A 16,107-nucleotide genomic window follows, 5' to 3' on the forward strand; every position below is an offset into this window, starting at 1 on the left:
CACCAACTTTAATCCGGGAAGTAACCAGGCTTAGCAGCATCCTGAACCGGGGCGGCAGCTTGCGCTTTCATTTTCAACCAATTTCAGCTCCTCTTTCACAGGCGCTGGTCCGCAGCAGGATGTATCCGTTGACGAAGTACCGCAGCTCTGGTTACGCGAGAGGGCCTTGCATTGGGTAAAATCAGGGACAAGGTTAACGGTGAAGGTTTCATTGTCAACCCTGAATTCACCCGGATACATCTGGCGTGTATCAAATCTGGAATTACCAAACTCGATCTTAACCGTTGCATTCGGATTCAGCGGCAGCGTTTTTTCGACGAGATTCACAATTTTGAGTGCCTTACCCACTTTCATGGAGCGCTCTGCTTCTTTTACCGAAGGCTCCCAGAGTTGCACGATCACTTCCGTCCAGCTGTTCATTTGTCCGCCGCAATCCACAGATACAATCGGCGCCTGCTTTATCTCGGTAATATGGTAGGAACTATCGACAAACTTGCCCTCTGCGTACTGGAATTGCAGGTGTAAATCGGGGTTTTGTTCGAGTATCTTCTTGAAATTACCCCAGGTCACCGGCGCTTGTAACTCTTGATCTGACTGGCTCATGTTTTCTGTTATTTAAATGTAATATTACGATTGATATACTTAAAAAAAGGGACTGCCTAGTTACAGCAGGAACTGGTAAGAGCGAAAGTGTCCAGCAGCGACCCGAAGGTTTTCCGCGCTTCCTCCCATACCACCGGGTTGATGCAATAGCATACCCTCGGCGGATTGATTTCACCCTGGATGATCCCTATCCTTTTTAATTCCTTCAAATGCTGGGAAACTGTTGCCTGCGCAAGATCCAGCTCTTCCACCAGGTCGCCGCACACGCAGGCTTTCCTTGCTACCAGCAACTGCAGGATCGCAACCCTGGCCGGGTGTGAAAATGCTTTTGCCAGATCAGCAATGCGGTTCTGTTGTTCGGTGAATACTTCGGTTTTGGTAGCTCCCATGATGCGAATATAAAGCTCACTTTATTAATTGCAATATTACGATAATATTTTTAAGTCTGATCAAGTCTATCGTATATTTACGATTGATTTATAACCTACACCGGACATGAACCTGATCAATTTGTCGATTATTACACTATTAACCTTCGCCACAACCATGCAATCCAACGATCTGAGCGAAAAGCAAAAGCTTAATAGCGCACTCACAAAATACATTGAAACAGCCAAAGCTGGTTTTTCAGAAATCCCGGCTGACCGGATCACGGAGCTTGATAAAATCGCCCTTTTCATCCAGCAGCGGGTTGCCGCGGACCAGCCTGTTGAACTGACTTACATTTGCACCCACAATTCGAGAAGAAGTCATTTCGGACAGATCTGGGCAGCTACTGCTGCTGCTTACTATGGCATTCCGAATGTAAAAACGTACTCTGGCGGGACGGAGATCAGCGCATTCAACGAGAGAGCAGTCGCCGCCTGCAAGCGGGCGGGCTTTGAGATTTCGAAAACAGCTGATGGTAAAAACCCGATTTATGACGTTCGCTATGCGCCCGACGCTGCGCCTTTAAAAGCGTTTTCCAAGAAATATAACGATGCCGCCAATCCTCAAAAAGATTTCTGCGCCATCATGACATGCTCCCAGGCCGATGAAGCGTGCCCGGTTGTCAACGGCGCTTCAAAACGCGTTGCTATACCGTATGACGACCCGAAAGCATTCGACGGTACAGCGCAGGAAACAGCAAAATACGACGAGCGCTGCCGGCAGATTGCAACGGAAACGTTGTACGTGTTCTCGAAAATTGGCAAGTAACTAGCGATTGAGCTCCCGGGAGCTCCTGCAATGCCCCCGATGATCGAGGGGCCTTGTTACTGATTCAAAAAGAAAGTCTGACTCATACCGGCGCCATTCAGTGAGAGAGAAATCACTGCGCCCTGGTTGTTCCTGTTAAATATTACCTTCCCGTCCGTGCCGGTTACGAAGAAAGTATCCGCAGATTCCGGAAAGATATTCTGCTCCATGGTTTCACCAAACTTTGCATACAATCTGTTTCCGATACACCTGATTTTCATAGGTGGAAAGGTTCCATCCTTTGTTGTGTAGGTACCTTGGAGTGCCCGCATCTGCTCCGACGAGAGCTTAATGCCTTTTCGCATTTCTTTCTCGTCCGGCGGCGAAACAGGAGCACCTTCAAAGATTTCTTCCACACTATTCATAAGGGAAATCACGTCACTGGTTTCGCCCATATTGCACAGAATGATGACGACCTGATCCTGCGATACCTTGTTGACAACCAGCGATCTATACCCCCCATAATTTCCCGAGGAAAACATATCTCCACTCACCGGAGGATCTTCCAAAAGCTGCCACCCGAAAACGTAGGGAAGTCCCGGGTACAACCCGGCGGTCTCACCAGAACTTGCGAGTTTAACAGGAGAAAGAGCCTCCTTTTTTGTTGCTTCACTCACCAGCAAATTCGTGTTAAGCGCGCGGCACCATTTGTACAGGTCTGCCGTATTACTGATCACGCCAAATGCGCCTGTGACTCCAGATAAATAGTGGATATACCGTTTCAGGCTATCCGCAGGTAAGAAGCGATTTTCACTTCCATCCCAGGCATAATCGAATGCATAGTCTTTCGGCAGCTTATCTGCATATCTCGGTGAAACCACAGTATTGGACATTCCACAAGGCAGGAAAATATGCTTTCTCATGTACTCCGCGTACGACAAGCCGGATACTTTTTCAATGATACTTGCCAGCAGTACATAGTTGGTATTGGAATACAGGAATCGCAAACCCGGAGCGAATGCAACAGCAGCAAACTTTTTGGGTAAAATGCCAAGAATTGCTGCATTCGTGTTTTTTGCATTGACGTTGATCTCCTCCTCTGTCCACCCCAGGAAGTCCGGAATGCCAGATGTGTTTGCCAAAAGGTGTCTGACCGAAACACCCGCATATGGCAGTTCCGGAAAGAATTTACGTAAGGAATCGTCATAAGACAGCAAGCCTTTTTCTTTTAGCTGCATGATGCCAATACCCGTAAAAGCTTTCGAAACCGAGGCCAGTTCAAATACCGATTCAGTGGTGAGCTGGCGGTTTGTGGATTGATCAGCAATGCCGTAAGCTTTTTGAAACAGTAATTTGCCCTGATGCGAAATCAGTACGGATCCATTGAAGTTTTTGAGAGAATCAAACAATGCCGCAAATTGAGGTTGTTTGTCCTGGCCTTGTACATTTCCTACAAACAAGGCAACAAGTACAAGGCATTGCAGTATCTGGCGTAACATGAAGCAGTATGGTTTCAAGAATTATTGACGAAGGTCAATCTGCATTGACATCATACATAAACCCGGCTTTCCTCAAAACTTACTCTGTGAGTTTGTTCTGAAAACAGAAACCCGCCACTACTCCGCAAGATCGAGAAATCTGTTTCTTACTAGCAAACAGGCGCCTAGCAATCCGGCATTTTCGCCCAGTTTCGAGATAGTGAGCTTTGTGTCGTTGTTAACCAGGCTGAGGGAATATTTATTGATCGCTGTTTTGATGGGTAACCAGATGTACTCACCTGTTTCCATGAGACTTCCGCCCAAGATAACGAGTTCGGGATTGAAGACATTGATGAGCGATGCGACTCCCCTACCCAGGTTTTCGCCCAACCTTGCAATCAGCTCAATGGCGAGTACATCGTCCGCTATCGCGGCTTCGATGATGTCTTCCATGGTTATTTCTGCATTACTGCTAACCTTCGAGGTGATCAGTGAGGATGATCCTTCCAGCAGCTTTTCGCGGAACATACGTACCAGCGCCCAGCCGGATGCCTGGGTTTCAAGGCAGCCTTTTTTGCCACACCGACAAATAAATTCGTTATCAAAAATAGGCATGTGCCCGAATTCGCCCGCATAGCCCGACTTGCCATAATAGAGCTGGCCATCCATTAAAATCCCGACCGCAATTCCATAATCCAGGTTTAAAAACAATACGTCTTTTTCACCTTCCACCGCGCCCATACAGAACTCGCCGAAAGCCATTGCGCGGGAATCGTTTTCGAGGTAAACCGGGTACCCAATCTTCTCTTCCACGATCTTGCTCAGCGGCCGCTCGTCAAAATTGAAGTAGCTGTAACTATGGCCCGTTTTGTAATTGACGCGCCCGGAAAGGTTGATCCCTACACCCTGGATCTTGTTTTTATCAATGGAAAGCTCCTGAATGAATGTAAGGATATGATCGCACAGGGCGTCGCGGGATGCAACGGTGTTCTCTAAATTGTAGGGAATCTTACCGGAGTTCTTTACCAGGGTTTTATCGAGGTCCGACAGACCCAAACTGATATAGCTTTGCTTTACATCTACTCCCAAGAAATAAGCCGCGTCGGGGGCTACTCCGTAGAGTGTAGGTTTGCGACCGCTTGAAGAATCGATCTTGCCATAGTCCTGTACGAGACCATCTTTTTTCAGTTCATTCACAAGTGTCGTCACTTTCGGAACGCTCACATTGATATGCTTCCCAAGTTCCGGCAAAGTCATGCCGCCATTGTTGGCGAGGTAACCGAGAATGATACGTCCCGGGTCTTTAATCTTGCTGTTAGCCGTCACATTGAGAGGTCTGCTCATAAGGTATTTACATTTGCTTGTGTCCGCTCAAACCAAAGAACAGTACATAAGAATAACAGATCAAAGGCAGGATAAATGCGATCCCCCAGCTATAATGATCAATCAGCCAACCCTGCGCAAAAGACACCACAGCTCCTCCGACAATAGCTGTGGAAAGCCAGCCGGACGCTTTTGTCGCATAGCTCTCTACGCCCGAAAGTGACATTGAAAAGATCGTCGCAAACATCACGGAGTTAAACAGACCCACCGCGATCATCGTCCAGACTGCCAGGTACCCTGCGGTGTTAATGGAAATCAGGATCAATAAAAAGGCCGATAAGGCGCAAATCGCCAGGACTAGCGACGGTCTCATAAATTTTAGCAACCCGGCGCCTAAAAACCGGCCTACCAGCATACCTCCCCAATAAAATGCGACAAAGCTGTTGGCCAGCTTCTCGCTGACCGCCAGGGTATCTACAATGTAATTGGTCAGAAAAGAGCCGATTGAGACTTCGGCGCCGACGTAACAGAACAAGGCGATCACTCCGAATTTGAGGTTGCGGAAGCGGAAGACTGAGCCGGTTTCCTTTACCTGATCGGGACGTGACCGCAGGTCGGGCAAGCGCAGACGAGAAACAATAGTAGCAATGAGAACCAACAATGCGGTAATACCCAGGTAAGGCAAGCGCACCGCGTCACTGGTTTGCGAACCCGAGGTAGCCGGATCGAGGATCAGCCAGGAGCCAAGAAGCGGGGCGATGGTGGTGCCCAGCGAACCTATTCCCTGAATGAGGGTCAGTCTGGAAGAAGCTGTCTGAGCCGGGCCGAGTATGCTGATGTAAGGATTGGCCGCTACCTGCAGAATCACAATCCCGATCGCCAGTACAAACAATGCAGCCAGGAACAGGTTATAATGGTGCATGATCGACGCCGGAAAAAACAGGAATGTACCGGACGCCGCAACCAGAAAGCCCAACACCATACTGCGTTTATAGCCAAATTTCTCCACCAATGAACCCGCAGGAATGGACACAATTCCGTAGGTAAAAAAGAAGTAAAACTGCACCAATGCCGACTGCGTATAGGTGAGGCTGAAACTGTTTTTGAAGAAAGGCACCAGCGTGTCGTTCAAACAGGTAATCAGCCCCAGCATAAAGTACAGCACACCCAATGCAGCAAGTGCGGGCACATAGTTTTGTTGACCGCTGTCTGCGCCTGAGTAAGTGGAGGATAAAGGAATTTGCGCCATAGCAGGCTTTAAGGTAATTGCTCTTTATAGATCTTACGTTATGCCAGCATTTGAATTTATGACAACAGGATAACTTTCCCGTTGCTTTTTCTGCTCTGGTCCGCAGCCTGGATAAAACTGAAAATTTCGAGCGTTTGACTGGCTTCCACCGGCGGCTTTCCGGTATCGAAGAATGCGATGATCTCCTTCACAAGCGGCTCGTAAGTGGCAAATGGCCCCAGGGCTGCAATACCCTTTTCGCCGAAGGCAGTGCCTGCTATATTGGCCGAACCCTTCCTTATTCCCCTTACTGTGCCGATCCTGCCATCCTGCCAAACTCCCACTGTGAGGTCTGTACCCTGCTGGTATGTTCTGCTTACACTTTTGCACCCCGGCCCCATGACCGTAAAAAGCATTTCGACACCATGAATGGCATACCAGGCGAGGTCGCTATGGTTTTTGTCAATTTCTGCGGGAGTGTACACGTCGGCACCGGTTACGCTGCCGATCGAACCGCCCGCTACTTTCTGTACGCTCGCATCGAAACGAAGCGCGGAAGAAGTGAAAACGGGCGTATTGTATTGTGCGGCAGCCTTGAATATGGATTTTGCACCTTCCAGGGAGGGAGCAATGGGTTTGTCAATAAAAATCCTTTTACCGGCCTTAAAAACGGGCAGAGCTTGTTCCAAATGGGGCCTTCCGTCGTTGCTTTCTAGTAAAATCACGTCGGCTTTTGTGAGCAGCTCTTCAATGGAATCCACGATTTCCACGCCCAGGCTTTTCACTGCATTAATCACGTCAGGCTTCATTTTCAACGCCGATGCAATGTCTTTGCTGCCGTGCGGGTAAGCTGCCACTACTTTGTATCCATTCATATCAACCCCGCCCGCATTGATCATCCGGGTAAATACTTCACTGTGACTGGTATCCAATCCAATGATCCCGATCCGTTTTCCTGCGGCTGCGTTAAAGTCGCTTCCCAAAGCCATCGCTTTGCTGGCGATGATCATTCCTGTTGCTGAAATTGCGGTATTGCAAATGAATTTGCGCCTGTTCATCATATCTGTTTTCGGGTAAGGGTCAATTTTCAAAATACATCCAGTCAATATGGAACAGCGGACCTTTTTTGTTTTCATTTTTAAAAACAAAGAACAGATCGTGAACCCCTTTGGACGAGGTAACGGGCATTACTAATTCTTTCCAATCCGTCTTCGGATCTGCAACTTTCCCCTCCGGCACTTTCAAGCTTCCCAGTAGCAAACCATCCTTAGAACCCTGCCGAACTTCGATAGTCCCGCCGACTCCCTGCTCCTGAATGCGGAACCGGATCGCCTTGACGTGGTTTAGATCGATGGCATTGAAACGGGTGTACTTACCATCGGTAATGTGAGCGATGTACGAAATATATCCCGTGTTCCTCGTGGCGATTACTACATTCACATTGCCTTCGTGGTAATCTTCCAGCTGGATCAGCGGGTTTTTAAGTACAATATGGCTGGCGGTTTTCAGGGATTCAATGCCGTTTGCACCTTTATCTGCATACGACGCATGCAAAACGTAGGCGCCTTCGTTTCCTTTCCCAATGTGCTCCGTAAGCTTCATGCTGTTCGACAAAGGCGTTTTCTGCGTTGCCTGCCCCATTGATAAGATATAGCCCGCTATTTCCTTGGCATTCGTTTCTGATAAATCTGCGTGCGGCGGCATGGGATACGATCCCCAGTTACCACTTCCTCCGGTGATAATCTTGCGGGCGAGAAGCGCATCGGCACCTTCTTTGCCTGCGTATCTTTTAGCGATTTCCTTCAATGCAGGCCCGATTGATTTGGTATCAGGTGTGTGACAAGCTTTGCAGTCCAGCGAAGCGTACAGCTTAGCGGTGCTTGCATAACGGAGATCAGTTTCCCCGTCGGAGGTCAGGGCGCCTGCTAGGTCTTTTCCGTAAAGCAGGTAATTGAAGCTCACTTTTACACGCTGCTGATCAACCTTCCCGTCTTCCTTATCGCTCACTTTTACCTGGTAGTCAAATGCTGAATTATCCCAGTAAAAGGTGCGGTTTGCGTTTGTTGCTATCGTCACGTCGGGAGGCGTATTCCCTACTTTTACCTGCGTGGTGGCTGTTCCTTTGCCCCCATTCTGGTCGGACACGGTTAATACTACATTGTAAGTTCCGGGCTTACTGAATGTGTGCTTCAACTCTTTGCCGGCAGCAGTTTTACCACCGATTTTCCAGGAATAGGAAAGCTTGTCACCCGCGTCAAAGTCTTTTGAATCTTTGGCCGACAACGCAACAGTAAGCGGGGCCGCTCCTATGGTCTTGTCGATTTTCAATGAAGCAACCGGATTGCGGTTACCTTCCGAATATTCAACCCTGATGATCCCAGAATCGGTGTTTCTTGCAAACCAGTTGGTACCATAAGCCAGCAGGTAAACGGCACCATCCGGGGCGATCTGCATGTCCATGGGCGCCACCACTTTCAGTTGAGGCAGAAAAGGCTCCATACTTACATAATTCCCCTCTTTATCCATTGTGACAGCCATAATCCACTTCCTGATCCAATCGTAGATAAATAGCTTCCCGCTGTAATATTCGGGCAATTTGTAGGGCGCATTGGGGTAAAGATCACTGTAATACACCGGGCCAGCCATGGCGCTCGCTCCTCCTTTTTCCACCAGCGGCCACTTTTTCGAAGGGCCTTTTCCGTACCAGATGAATGCAGGCTGCGCGGCTGGCAGCTCTTTCACGCCCGTATTATTCGGCGAATCATTGATCGGGCGTTTCGGATCTTTTCCGGGGCCTTCTTTTTTAGTTTCAAAATCATAGTCCGGGAAAACCTCGTTATCACCGAGGAAATAGGGATATCCGAAAAAGCCCGGCTTGCGTGCCTGATTAATCTCGTCATAGCTCAGCTTCCCTTCACTGGCCGGCACTTCGGTGTCCGGGCCCACATCTCCCCAGTACACGTACTTGGTTTTAGGGTCTACCGACATTCTGAATGGATTTCTCACCCCCATTGCAAAAATTTCGGGCTTGCCGAGTGAACCGTCTTTTGGAAATAAATTACCGTCAGGAATACTGTAAGTTCCATCCGCCTCCGGCTTGATCCGCAATATTTTCCCCCGAAAATCATTGCTGTTAGCCGTCGATGCCTGATCGTCCGCCAATTCCCTTCCCGGTCTTTCATCTATCGGGTTATGTCCTTCTATCTCTTCTGCATTGGTATTGTCGCCAATTGACAAATATAAAAATCCGGCTGAGTCGAAGGTGAGGTAACCGGCTGAATGGCAGCAATATTGTCGCTGAGTTGGCACTTCGAGCAGCACCTTTTTAGACTCCTGGATCAGCTTACGGCCTTTCAGTTCAAAGCGCGTTAACTGACTGACGTGCCTGTCGCCGCCGACGCCGTAGTAGAAGTAGATCCAGTTGTTATTCTTGAAATCAGGATCTGCGGCTACCCCGAGTAAACCGTCCTCAATGCCACTGAAAACATTGAACTGAGAGATGGTCGAGAGTTCCTTGGTCTTGTTATCAAAGTAGCGGACGCCGCCTTTCCTCTCCGCCACAACAATGTCGTAATTTGGTAAAATGGCCATTTCCATAGGCTCATCTAAGCCCGAGACAATCGTTGTGTAGGTAAACCGGCTCGAATCCGGCACATTGACCGGAACAGATTGCCGGGGATCAACAGCCCTGAACAGCGGCTGTTCCTTTTTCGGAGCGGAGGCAATGCTTAACAGGCCGATAGACAGCAGCCCGCTCAAATACAAGATTTTTTTCACTTGAAACATATTAGGTATGTTACTGATCAGTCAGATACGTCGGACTAATTTACAATGTAGAAACACAGACTTGCCACATCTTTAATGTGGCAAGTCTGTAATCTTTAATAATTAGGATTTTGGGTGATAGATCCGCCTGATCTGTCTATCTCAATTTGCGGAACAGGGAAGACTTCATTTTTCCCCGCAGTAAAATTATTCCCCTTGCCGTTGGACGCAGGTTTCTGAGAATAGGTCTTCATGGTTTCTACCAATGAATTCCACCGGATAAGGTCAAACAAACGGTGGTATTCCATAGCAAGTTCTACGCGCCGTTCGTGGCGGACCGCCTTGCGCAGATCGTCGGTTGCCTTCACATCGGGCAAAGCTTTCTCGGCAATGCTCGTAACCCTTGACACGGCTTCCACATCTTTTCTCATGCTGCCCGAAGCGCGCTTGCGAACCTGGTTGATATAATCTGCGGCTTCGGCTTTGCTGCCTCCGCTTTCAATCAACGCTTCTGCATACATCAGCAGCACATCGGCATAGCGGATCGGATGGTAAGTCCACGCGTCATTTCCCCAGCCCTGACCACGCCGTACTTCGGGGAGGTACACTTTCCTGTTGTGGTAACCTGTGTTAGGGTAAGTAGAAAAATCCAGGACTTCTTTCGTTCCGTTTACTTTTGGGAACACATCACCCGGCTGGATTACGGTGAAGAGTAAACGCGGATCACCCGGCTCAAACTCATTTACCAGGTCCTGCGTAGGCATATCAAAGCCCCAGCCACCTGTTGCCCCGCGCGGCGAGCAATATACAGGAGTTGTACTGCCGTAAATAGGAATAGCGGGATCATCGCCCATGATAATGGAAAACACGGCTTCTTTGGTCTTGTAACCATGTTCCAGAAAAATTTCCTGGAATTGCGGATGCAGCGCAAATGCCTTGGAGTCGATTACTTTCTTGGCTGCGTCACGGGCTTTTGCATATAATGCAACATCATCTTTGGCAAAAAACAGATAAGTCCGTGCCAACAATGCCAGCGCCGCTTCCCTCGTCGCTCTCCCGATCTCGCCAGGCTGAATGCTCGTGGCCGAGAGCATGGCAGGATCACTGCTAACTGCCAGCAGTTCCGATTCGATGAATGCAAATATTTCTTTGCTTGAAGCGCGGTTCAGTTTCGTGCGGTCATCCACGGTGAGCGTTTTTGTCACCAAAGGCACGCCCCCGAAAACTTCGGCCAGCTCAAAGTAAAACATCGCTCTTAAAAAGCGGATTTCGTCGAGATAGCGGTTTTTCAGGGTCTCGTCCAGCGGCGCTCCGCTCGCATCGATCAGATCCGCTGCGGGTAATTTTTCCAATGCCACATTGCAATTTCCGATCGCATTGTAACGTGCTGTCCAGTAACCCGTAAGCGTTTCATTGGATGCGATCGCGCGGCCAAAACCGAGGTCGGTTACGAACGGACGGTCACCTGCATCCGAGCCGCCTTTGTCGCTGTCGTCGGTGGTCATATTGCCCAATTCGGCACGCGCAGCCTCATAACCCCAGAAATCGTAAAATCCGCGGTAACAGGTGATCAGTGATTTAAAACCGGCATCTGGTGATTTGTAAAATGTTTCGTCAGTCAAATTACCCGGCGGGGTACGGTCTAAAAACTCATCGGAGCAGGATGTGCCGGTCATAACCAGGCACCATACAAGCATCATGAATGATAATTTTTTCATATTTTTATTCCTGTTTTAAGAATATTTTCGAGAGTGGATTTATTTAAAATTTCGCATTGATACCAAACATCCAGGTGCGCGCCTGAGGGAAATACCCCTGGTCGATACCCATCAGCTTAGGGTCTGTCGATCCCATTTCAGGATCAAGTCCGCTGTATTTGGTGATGGTAAAAAGGTTTTGAGCGCCTACATACAACCGCACCTGCTTGGTCTTAACCTTTTGTAAAAGACCGGCCGGAAGGCTGTAACCCAGCTGGATGTTTTTCATCCGCATGTAAGATCCGTCTTCCACAAAATAAGAGGACACATTCGTGTTAAGACCTGCATTCTGCGAGATTTTATAATACTCGTTTGTGCTACCCGGACCATTCCAAGCTTTTTCAAGAAAACCTTTCGGTGCATTGTACCAGCCTGTTCCGGCCTCGGTGTCGTAACGCAGGATGTTCATGACGTCGTTTCCCTGCGAGCCCTGGATGAATGCGCTCAGATCAAATCCTTTGTAAGCTGCATTCACCGTAAAACCATAAATGAAATCCGGCCAGGGGTTCCCGATTTTCGTGCGGTCGTCAGCATTCAGAATGTTGTCACCATTGATGTTGCGGAAACGGATGTCGCCGGGGGAAGAAAGCCCTTTTTGCGGACTTGCATTTACCTCGTCCTGTGTTTGGAAAATCCCGTCGGTCAGCCAGCCCAGGTAATAACCTACTGGCATTCCTTCTTCTGTTTTGCTGATCGTTTCACCCAGGTGGGCTGTGGAATAGATCGGCTCGCCGCCGCCCAGTGTAGTCACTTTATTGGTAAAAGTCGAGAAAGTCGCCTTAATGCCATACTGAAAATCACCAACCGCATTGTCGTATCCAACTGCAAATTCCCAGCCTTTGTTCACCATTTTACCTGCATTCGACCAAGGCGAGTTGGGATATCCCAGCGTGGTCGGCAACGGGACAATGAGCAGCATGTTATCGATTGCCTTATTAAAATAATCGGCAGTGAAATTGAGCTTACCATCCAGGAATGCAAGATCTAAACCCAGATCAGTCTGCGTGGAGGTTTCCCATTGCAGCATAGCATTTCCAATGCTGCTCCGGCCTGCACCCAGGTAAGCCGTTGTATTATTTCCAAAAAGATAGCGCCCATTGTTTCCATAAGTCGATAGATACGCACCGTTAGATACATTCTGGTTTCCTATCATACCATAGCTCGCCCGCAGCTTTCCGCTCGTCAGCCATTTCGGAGCGGCGTCTTTGATGAAGCTTTCCTGAGTAAAGTTCCATGCGGCGGAAACGGAGGGGAAAGTGCCCCAGCGGTAATCTTTTGCAAAGCGTGAAGTCCCGTCGCGGCGCACATTGGCTGTCAGAACGTAGCGGCCTCCGTACGAATAGCTTACCCTTCCGAAGAATGAATTTAGTGCATTCGAGTAAGTATAACCTGAGGCAGCCGGGTTGATGGTAGCGGAGTTGATGATCCGCATATCAGGATCGTTGTTCACGACACCTTGCTTGGATGCACCATATTCAAGTCCTTTTGTTTGCTCCGCCGATGTACCCACCAGCGCATTCACGCGGTGCTGGCCCCACACCTGATCAAAAGCCAGCGTATTTTCCCAGACAAAGTAATTGGACCAATACGAATAATTGCTCACCGTGTTGAAGTTACTGTAATCATATCCATTGAGATAGTATTGCGGCGTAAATCCATTCGACAATGCACGGTTGATATCCAAACCGAAATTACTTCTGAATTTGAGGGGCTCGATGATCTTCACTTCCAGATTGGCACCACCTTTTAAACTGATTCCTTCCCAGATACTCTGGCGCATTCTTTCGATCTGACCAACCGGGTTTGGCTTGTTAGAATAGAGTACACCTGCATACTTTGAAAATGCATTGCTCGCATCGTAATTCTGCATGATCGTCTGGTAAAAAGAAGGGATATTGGTAAGGTTATCCCGGTAAACCGGCGTGATCGGATCGGCAGTCATCGCGCTGAATATGGTACCGGAGAATGGATTGTTCTCGTCGATATTCCGACGGCTTTCGTATACGACAGCTATGTTGCTTCCAAGCCGCACACGCTCATTAATATCAGCATTCACATTATTTCGCCACGAAATACGGCGATAGTCGGACCCGCGCACAATCCCCTTCTGATCCATGTAACCTACCGATGAAGCAAAATCCACTTTCCTGCTTCCACCCGATACAGTAATGTTGTAGCTCTGCACCGGCGCGTTTTTCTGTGTGATGTATTTCCACCAGTCGGTACCTTCCTGTCCGGTATTGGCGCGCACAAATGCCAGCGCCTGTTCCTTCATGGAAGGAGAAATCGGCGGAGTGACGCCCACTGCCTCGGCAGCGCGGTTTTTGTATGTGATAAACTCCTCTGCATTCAGCATGTGAGGGCGTTTCCAAGGCGATTGCAGCCCGTAATAGCTGTCAAATGAAACATTCACAGATTCAGATTTGGTACCTCTTTTGGTGGTGATAATCACCAATCCATTTGAAGCACGTGATCCGTAAATAGCAGCAGCCGAAGCATCCTTGTGAATATCCATCGTCTCGATATCATTCGGGTTAAGCCAGCCGATCCCGCTTTGCGGAAGACCATCAACGATGTACAAAGGCTCATTTGAATTATTGATCGAACCAATACCGCGGATCCGCACCACGCCGGCAGATCCCGGACTACCACTGCTCTGCGTCACCATTACTCCGGCCGCTTTGCCCTGCAATGCATCAGATGCGGTGCGAAGCGGCATGTTCTGGATTTCGCTTCCGCCCACAGAGGAGACTGCACCGGTAACATCTTTCTTGGAAACAGAACCGTAACCTACCACGACCACTTCCGAAAGTGCCTTCGAATCAGCCGACAGCTTCATGTCAATAACCGATCTTCCATCGACCGGAAGTTCAGACGAGAGGTAACCGATGAAAGAGAAAACCAGCGTACCATCCTCAGGTACATTGGACAACGTATAGTGACCTGTGTTATCGGTGGTTGTTCCGTTGCTTGTATTTTTGATAATGATACTTGCTCCGGGTAGCGGCTCTCCAGTAACCGCATCCGCAACAACGCCTGAAACCGTCAATGCAGCCGGATTGACATTGGTAGCAGAAGCGAGCGCATTTGCTTGCGAACGCTGAATACCCGATGTGTTCTGATCTTTTTGTGACTTCTGCCCTTCCCTGTCTTCGATCTCTTCTTTGGTGTAGATCACATAGAAGTTGTCCCTCAATTTCCGGAATGCCAGCTTGTTGGGTTCCAGGATTCTTTTTAGGTAAGATTCAAGGGACGATGCTTTTCCTGAATCCTTGATTTTGATGCCGGCCACGTACCCGGAATTGTAAAGAAAGGATACATTAAACTGCTTTTCGAGGTCCCGCAGCTTACTTTCCAGCGTGACAGCTTGCTCCACGTCGCTTTTGGGAGCAGTGACTTTGTCCACCCGCGAAAGTGCAATGGACTGCGCGGTTGCCTGTGCCAGGAAGCAACTGCAAAGCGCAAAAAGTTTGAGTGTAATAATTAATCGTTTCATAGGCAAAGGCTGCAAAAGGGTTTTGTTTAAGTAAGGAAATGATTGGATCACAAGCATTTAATTCTGCATTGTGATTGTATAGTAACATTTCCTTCGCCTTACCGCCATTTCGGATTGAAAATTTTATGAAATGGCAATACTTCAACTTGCCCACACAATTCAACTTGCCTTTAAATCAACAGTTTATATTTTAAAATACAAATAATTTACTAATTAATAATCTATTTTATTAAATCAAAGTGCACAGTTTTCGCAAACAGAATTTGCGTACTGACTGTGTTTATTGCCTTTTCCTGTTTGTAATTGTTAGTTCCTTGCCGTTCTGAGCGATGATTACGCCCGAAGCTTCGGCGATACCCTGGATAAGTATCTCAATGTTGTCTGTTGGCACAGAGCCTGTGATTTTGCGCGTCAACAGCTCGGGGGTTTCTGCATTTATTTTGAAATCGTAAGTGTCTTCCAATATCTGTGACACTTCTTCAAGAGTAGTGTTGTTGAAAATCAGCTTATGCTCTTTCCAGGCTGAATACTCGAAGGCTTGCACGTTTTTGCGTACATAATCGGAAGGGTTACCGGTAAACTTCACCATTTCTCCGGGTTTCATAATGAGCGTCTCGTTTTCAGCAGCGTTCAGATTGCATTGTACCTTCCCCTGGGCGAGCACAATGCGCGTGCCGCTTTTTCTGCTGGCCACGGTAAACTGCGTTCCGAGTACATCAAGGCTAAAATCCTTCGCGGTACGGACACGGAATTTACGATTGTCGCTGGTGTGGGTTACTTTGAAGTAAGCCTCCCCTTTCAGGTTAATTTCGCGAAGCTGCTCATTCCCCCAGTTGGAAAGATAGGTGATTTCCGAGTTACCATTCAGGGTCACTTCCGAACCGTCGGGGAGCATTACTTTACGCACTTCGCCATAACCCGTTTGTTCCCGCACCATTTCAGCCCGGCTCAGATAAAAGTATATGCCGGCGCCAGCCAGTACAACAAGCAGAACAGAAGCCGCTATCCGCAGCATTCCTGCATAAAGCGTTCTTCTTCCCGGTTGGATCAGCGATGGACTTTCCTGCTCCAGAGCACTTTCAATTCGTTCAAATATGCTTGCTTCCAATGCCGGCAAGGCCCTTTCTGAAAGGCGTTTCGTAAAATCAGGCTGACTTTCGTAACTCAGGTACCATGCTTCCAGCTCCGCGCGCTCTTCAACGGAAGCCGCCCCTCCCCTTTCTCTTTCCAATAAGTATTGTAACCGCTCCCTGTCCATTGATGATCAAACTTCTTTAATAG

Annotated in this window: 11 protein-coding genes; 1 reads left to right on the top strand and 10 read right to left on the bottom strand. The window is 48.4% G+C overall.

The features are described from left to right. Nucleotides 1–30 precede the first annotated feature (30 nt). Nucleotides 31–603 carry a DUF6428 family protein gene (locus tag AC1XTG_RS12270; protein ID WP_056281945.1) on the bottom strand — a complete coding sequence of 191 codons (573 nt, stop codon included), beginning with the start codon at nucleotides 601–603 and terminating at the stop codon, nucleotides 31–33. 56 nt (nucleotides 604–659) lie between these two features. After that, nucleotides 660–992, bottom strand: a complete 333-nt coding sequence (locus tag AC1XTG_RS12275; RefSeq protein ID WP_056281942.1) for an ArsR/SmtB family transcription factor — start codon at nucleotides 990–992, stop codon at nucleotides 660–662. A 106-nt stretch (nucleotides 993–1,098) separates the two neighbouring features. Here AC1XTG_RS12275 and AC1XTG_RS12280 point away from each other — a divergent pair, with 106 nt between their 5' ends. Continuing rightward, nucleotides 1,099–1,800 (top strand): low molecular weight phosphatase family protein, encoded by a 702-nt coding sequence (locus AC1XTG_RS12280; RefSeq protein WP_056281941.1) that lies wholly within the window; start codon nucleotides 1,099–1,101, stop codon nucleotides 1,798–1,800. A gap of 56 nt (nucleotides 1,801–1,856) precedes the next feature. Here AC1XTG_RS12280 and AC1XTG_RS12285 read toward each other — a convergent pair whose 3' ends face one another. The 8 genes from AC1XTG_RS12285 to AC1XTG_RS12320 all read right to left on the bottom strand — a co-directional run bounded on the left by AC1XTG_RS12285 (nucleotide 1,857) and on the right by AC1XTG_RS12320 (nucleotide 16,084). Continuing rightward, nucleotides 1,857–3,278 carry a serine hydrolase domain-containing protein gene (locus AC1XTG_RS12285; protein ID WP_484842204.1) on the bottom strand — a complete coding sequence of 474 codons (1,422 nt, stop codon included), beginning with the start codon at nucleotides 3,276–3,278 and terminating at the stop codon, nucleotides 1,857–1,859. Nucleotides 3,279–3,395: 117 nt separating this feature from the next. Further along, the gene (locus AC1XTG_RS12290; RefSeq protein ID WP_484842205.1) at nucleotides 3,396–4,601 is read right to left on the bottom strand and encodes an ROK family transcriptional regulator; all 1,206 of its coding nucleotides are present in this window, start codon (nucleotides 4,599–4,601) and stop codon (nucleotides 3,396–3,398) included. 7 nt (nucleotides 4,602–4,608) lie between these two features. Then, entirely contained in the window at nucleotides 4,609–5,829 is a 1,221-nt protein-coding gene (locus AC1XTG_RS12295) for a sugar MFS transporter (protein WP_484842206.1), read from the bottom strand. A 56-nt stretch (nucleotides 5,830–5,885) separates the two neighbouring features. After that, entirely contained in the window at nucleotides 5,886–6,899 is a 1,014-nt protein-coding gene (locus AC1XTG_RS12300) for a Gfo/Idh/MocA family protein (protein WP_484842207.1), read from the bottom strand. Then, on the bottom strand, nucleotides 6,889–9,585 hold the full coding sequence (locus AC1XTG_RS12305; RefSeq protein ID WP_484842208.1) for a PQQ-dependent sugar dehydrogenase: 2,697 nt from the start codon (nucleotides 9,583–9,585) through the stop codon (nucleotides 6,889–6,891). Before AC1XTG_RS12305 ends, AC1XTG_RS12300 begins: the two co-directional genes overlap by 11 nt. A 104-nt stretch (nucleotides 9,586–9,689) precedes the next feature. Then, nucleotides 9,690–11,291, bottom strand: coding sequence for a RagB/SusD family nutrient uptake outer membrane protein (locus AC1XTG_RS12310; RefSeq protein ID WP_056281928.1), 1,602 nt, complete (start codon nucleotides 11,289–11,291; stop codon nucleotides 9,690–9,692). 43 nt (nucleotides 11,292–11,334) lie between these two features. Then, entirely contained in the window at nucleotides 11,335–14,826 is a 3,492-nt protein-coding gene (locus AC1XTG_RS12315) for a SusC/RagA family TonB-linked outer membrane protein (protein WP_484842209.1), read from the bottom strand. Nucleotides 14,827–15,106: 280 nt separating this feature from the next. Further along, complete coding sequence (locus tag AC1XTG_RS12320; RefSeq protein WP_056281926.1) at nucleotides 15,107–16,084, bottom strand: FecR family protein; 978 nt, start codon at nucleotides 16,082–16,084, stop codon at nucleotides 15,107–15,109. Between the last annotated feature and the right edge of the window lie 23 nt (nucleotides 16,085–16,107).

It is taken from the genome of Dyadobacter sp. HNCC25DJ183 (genome assembly GCF_056895175.1).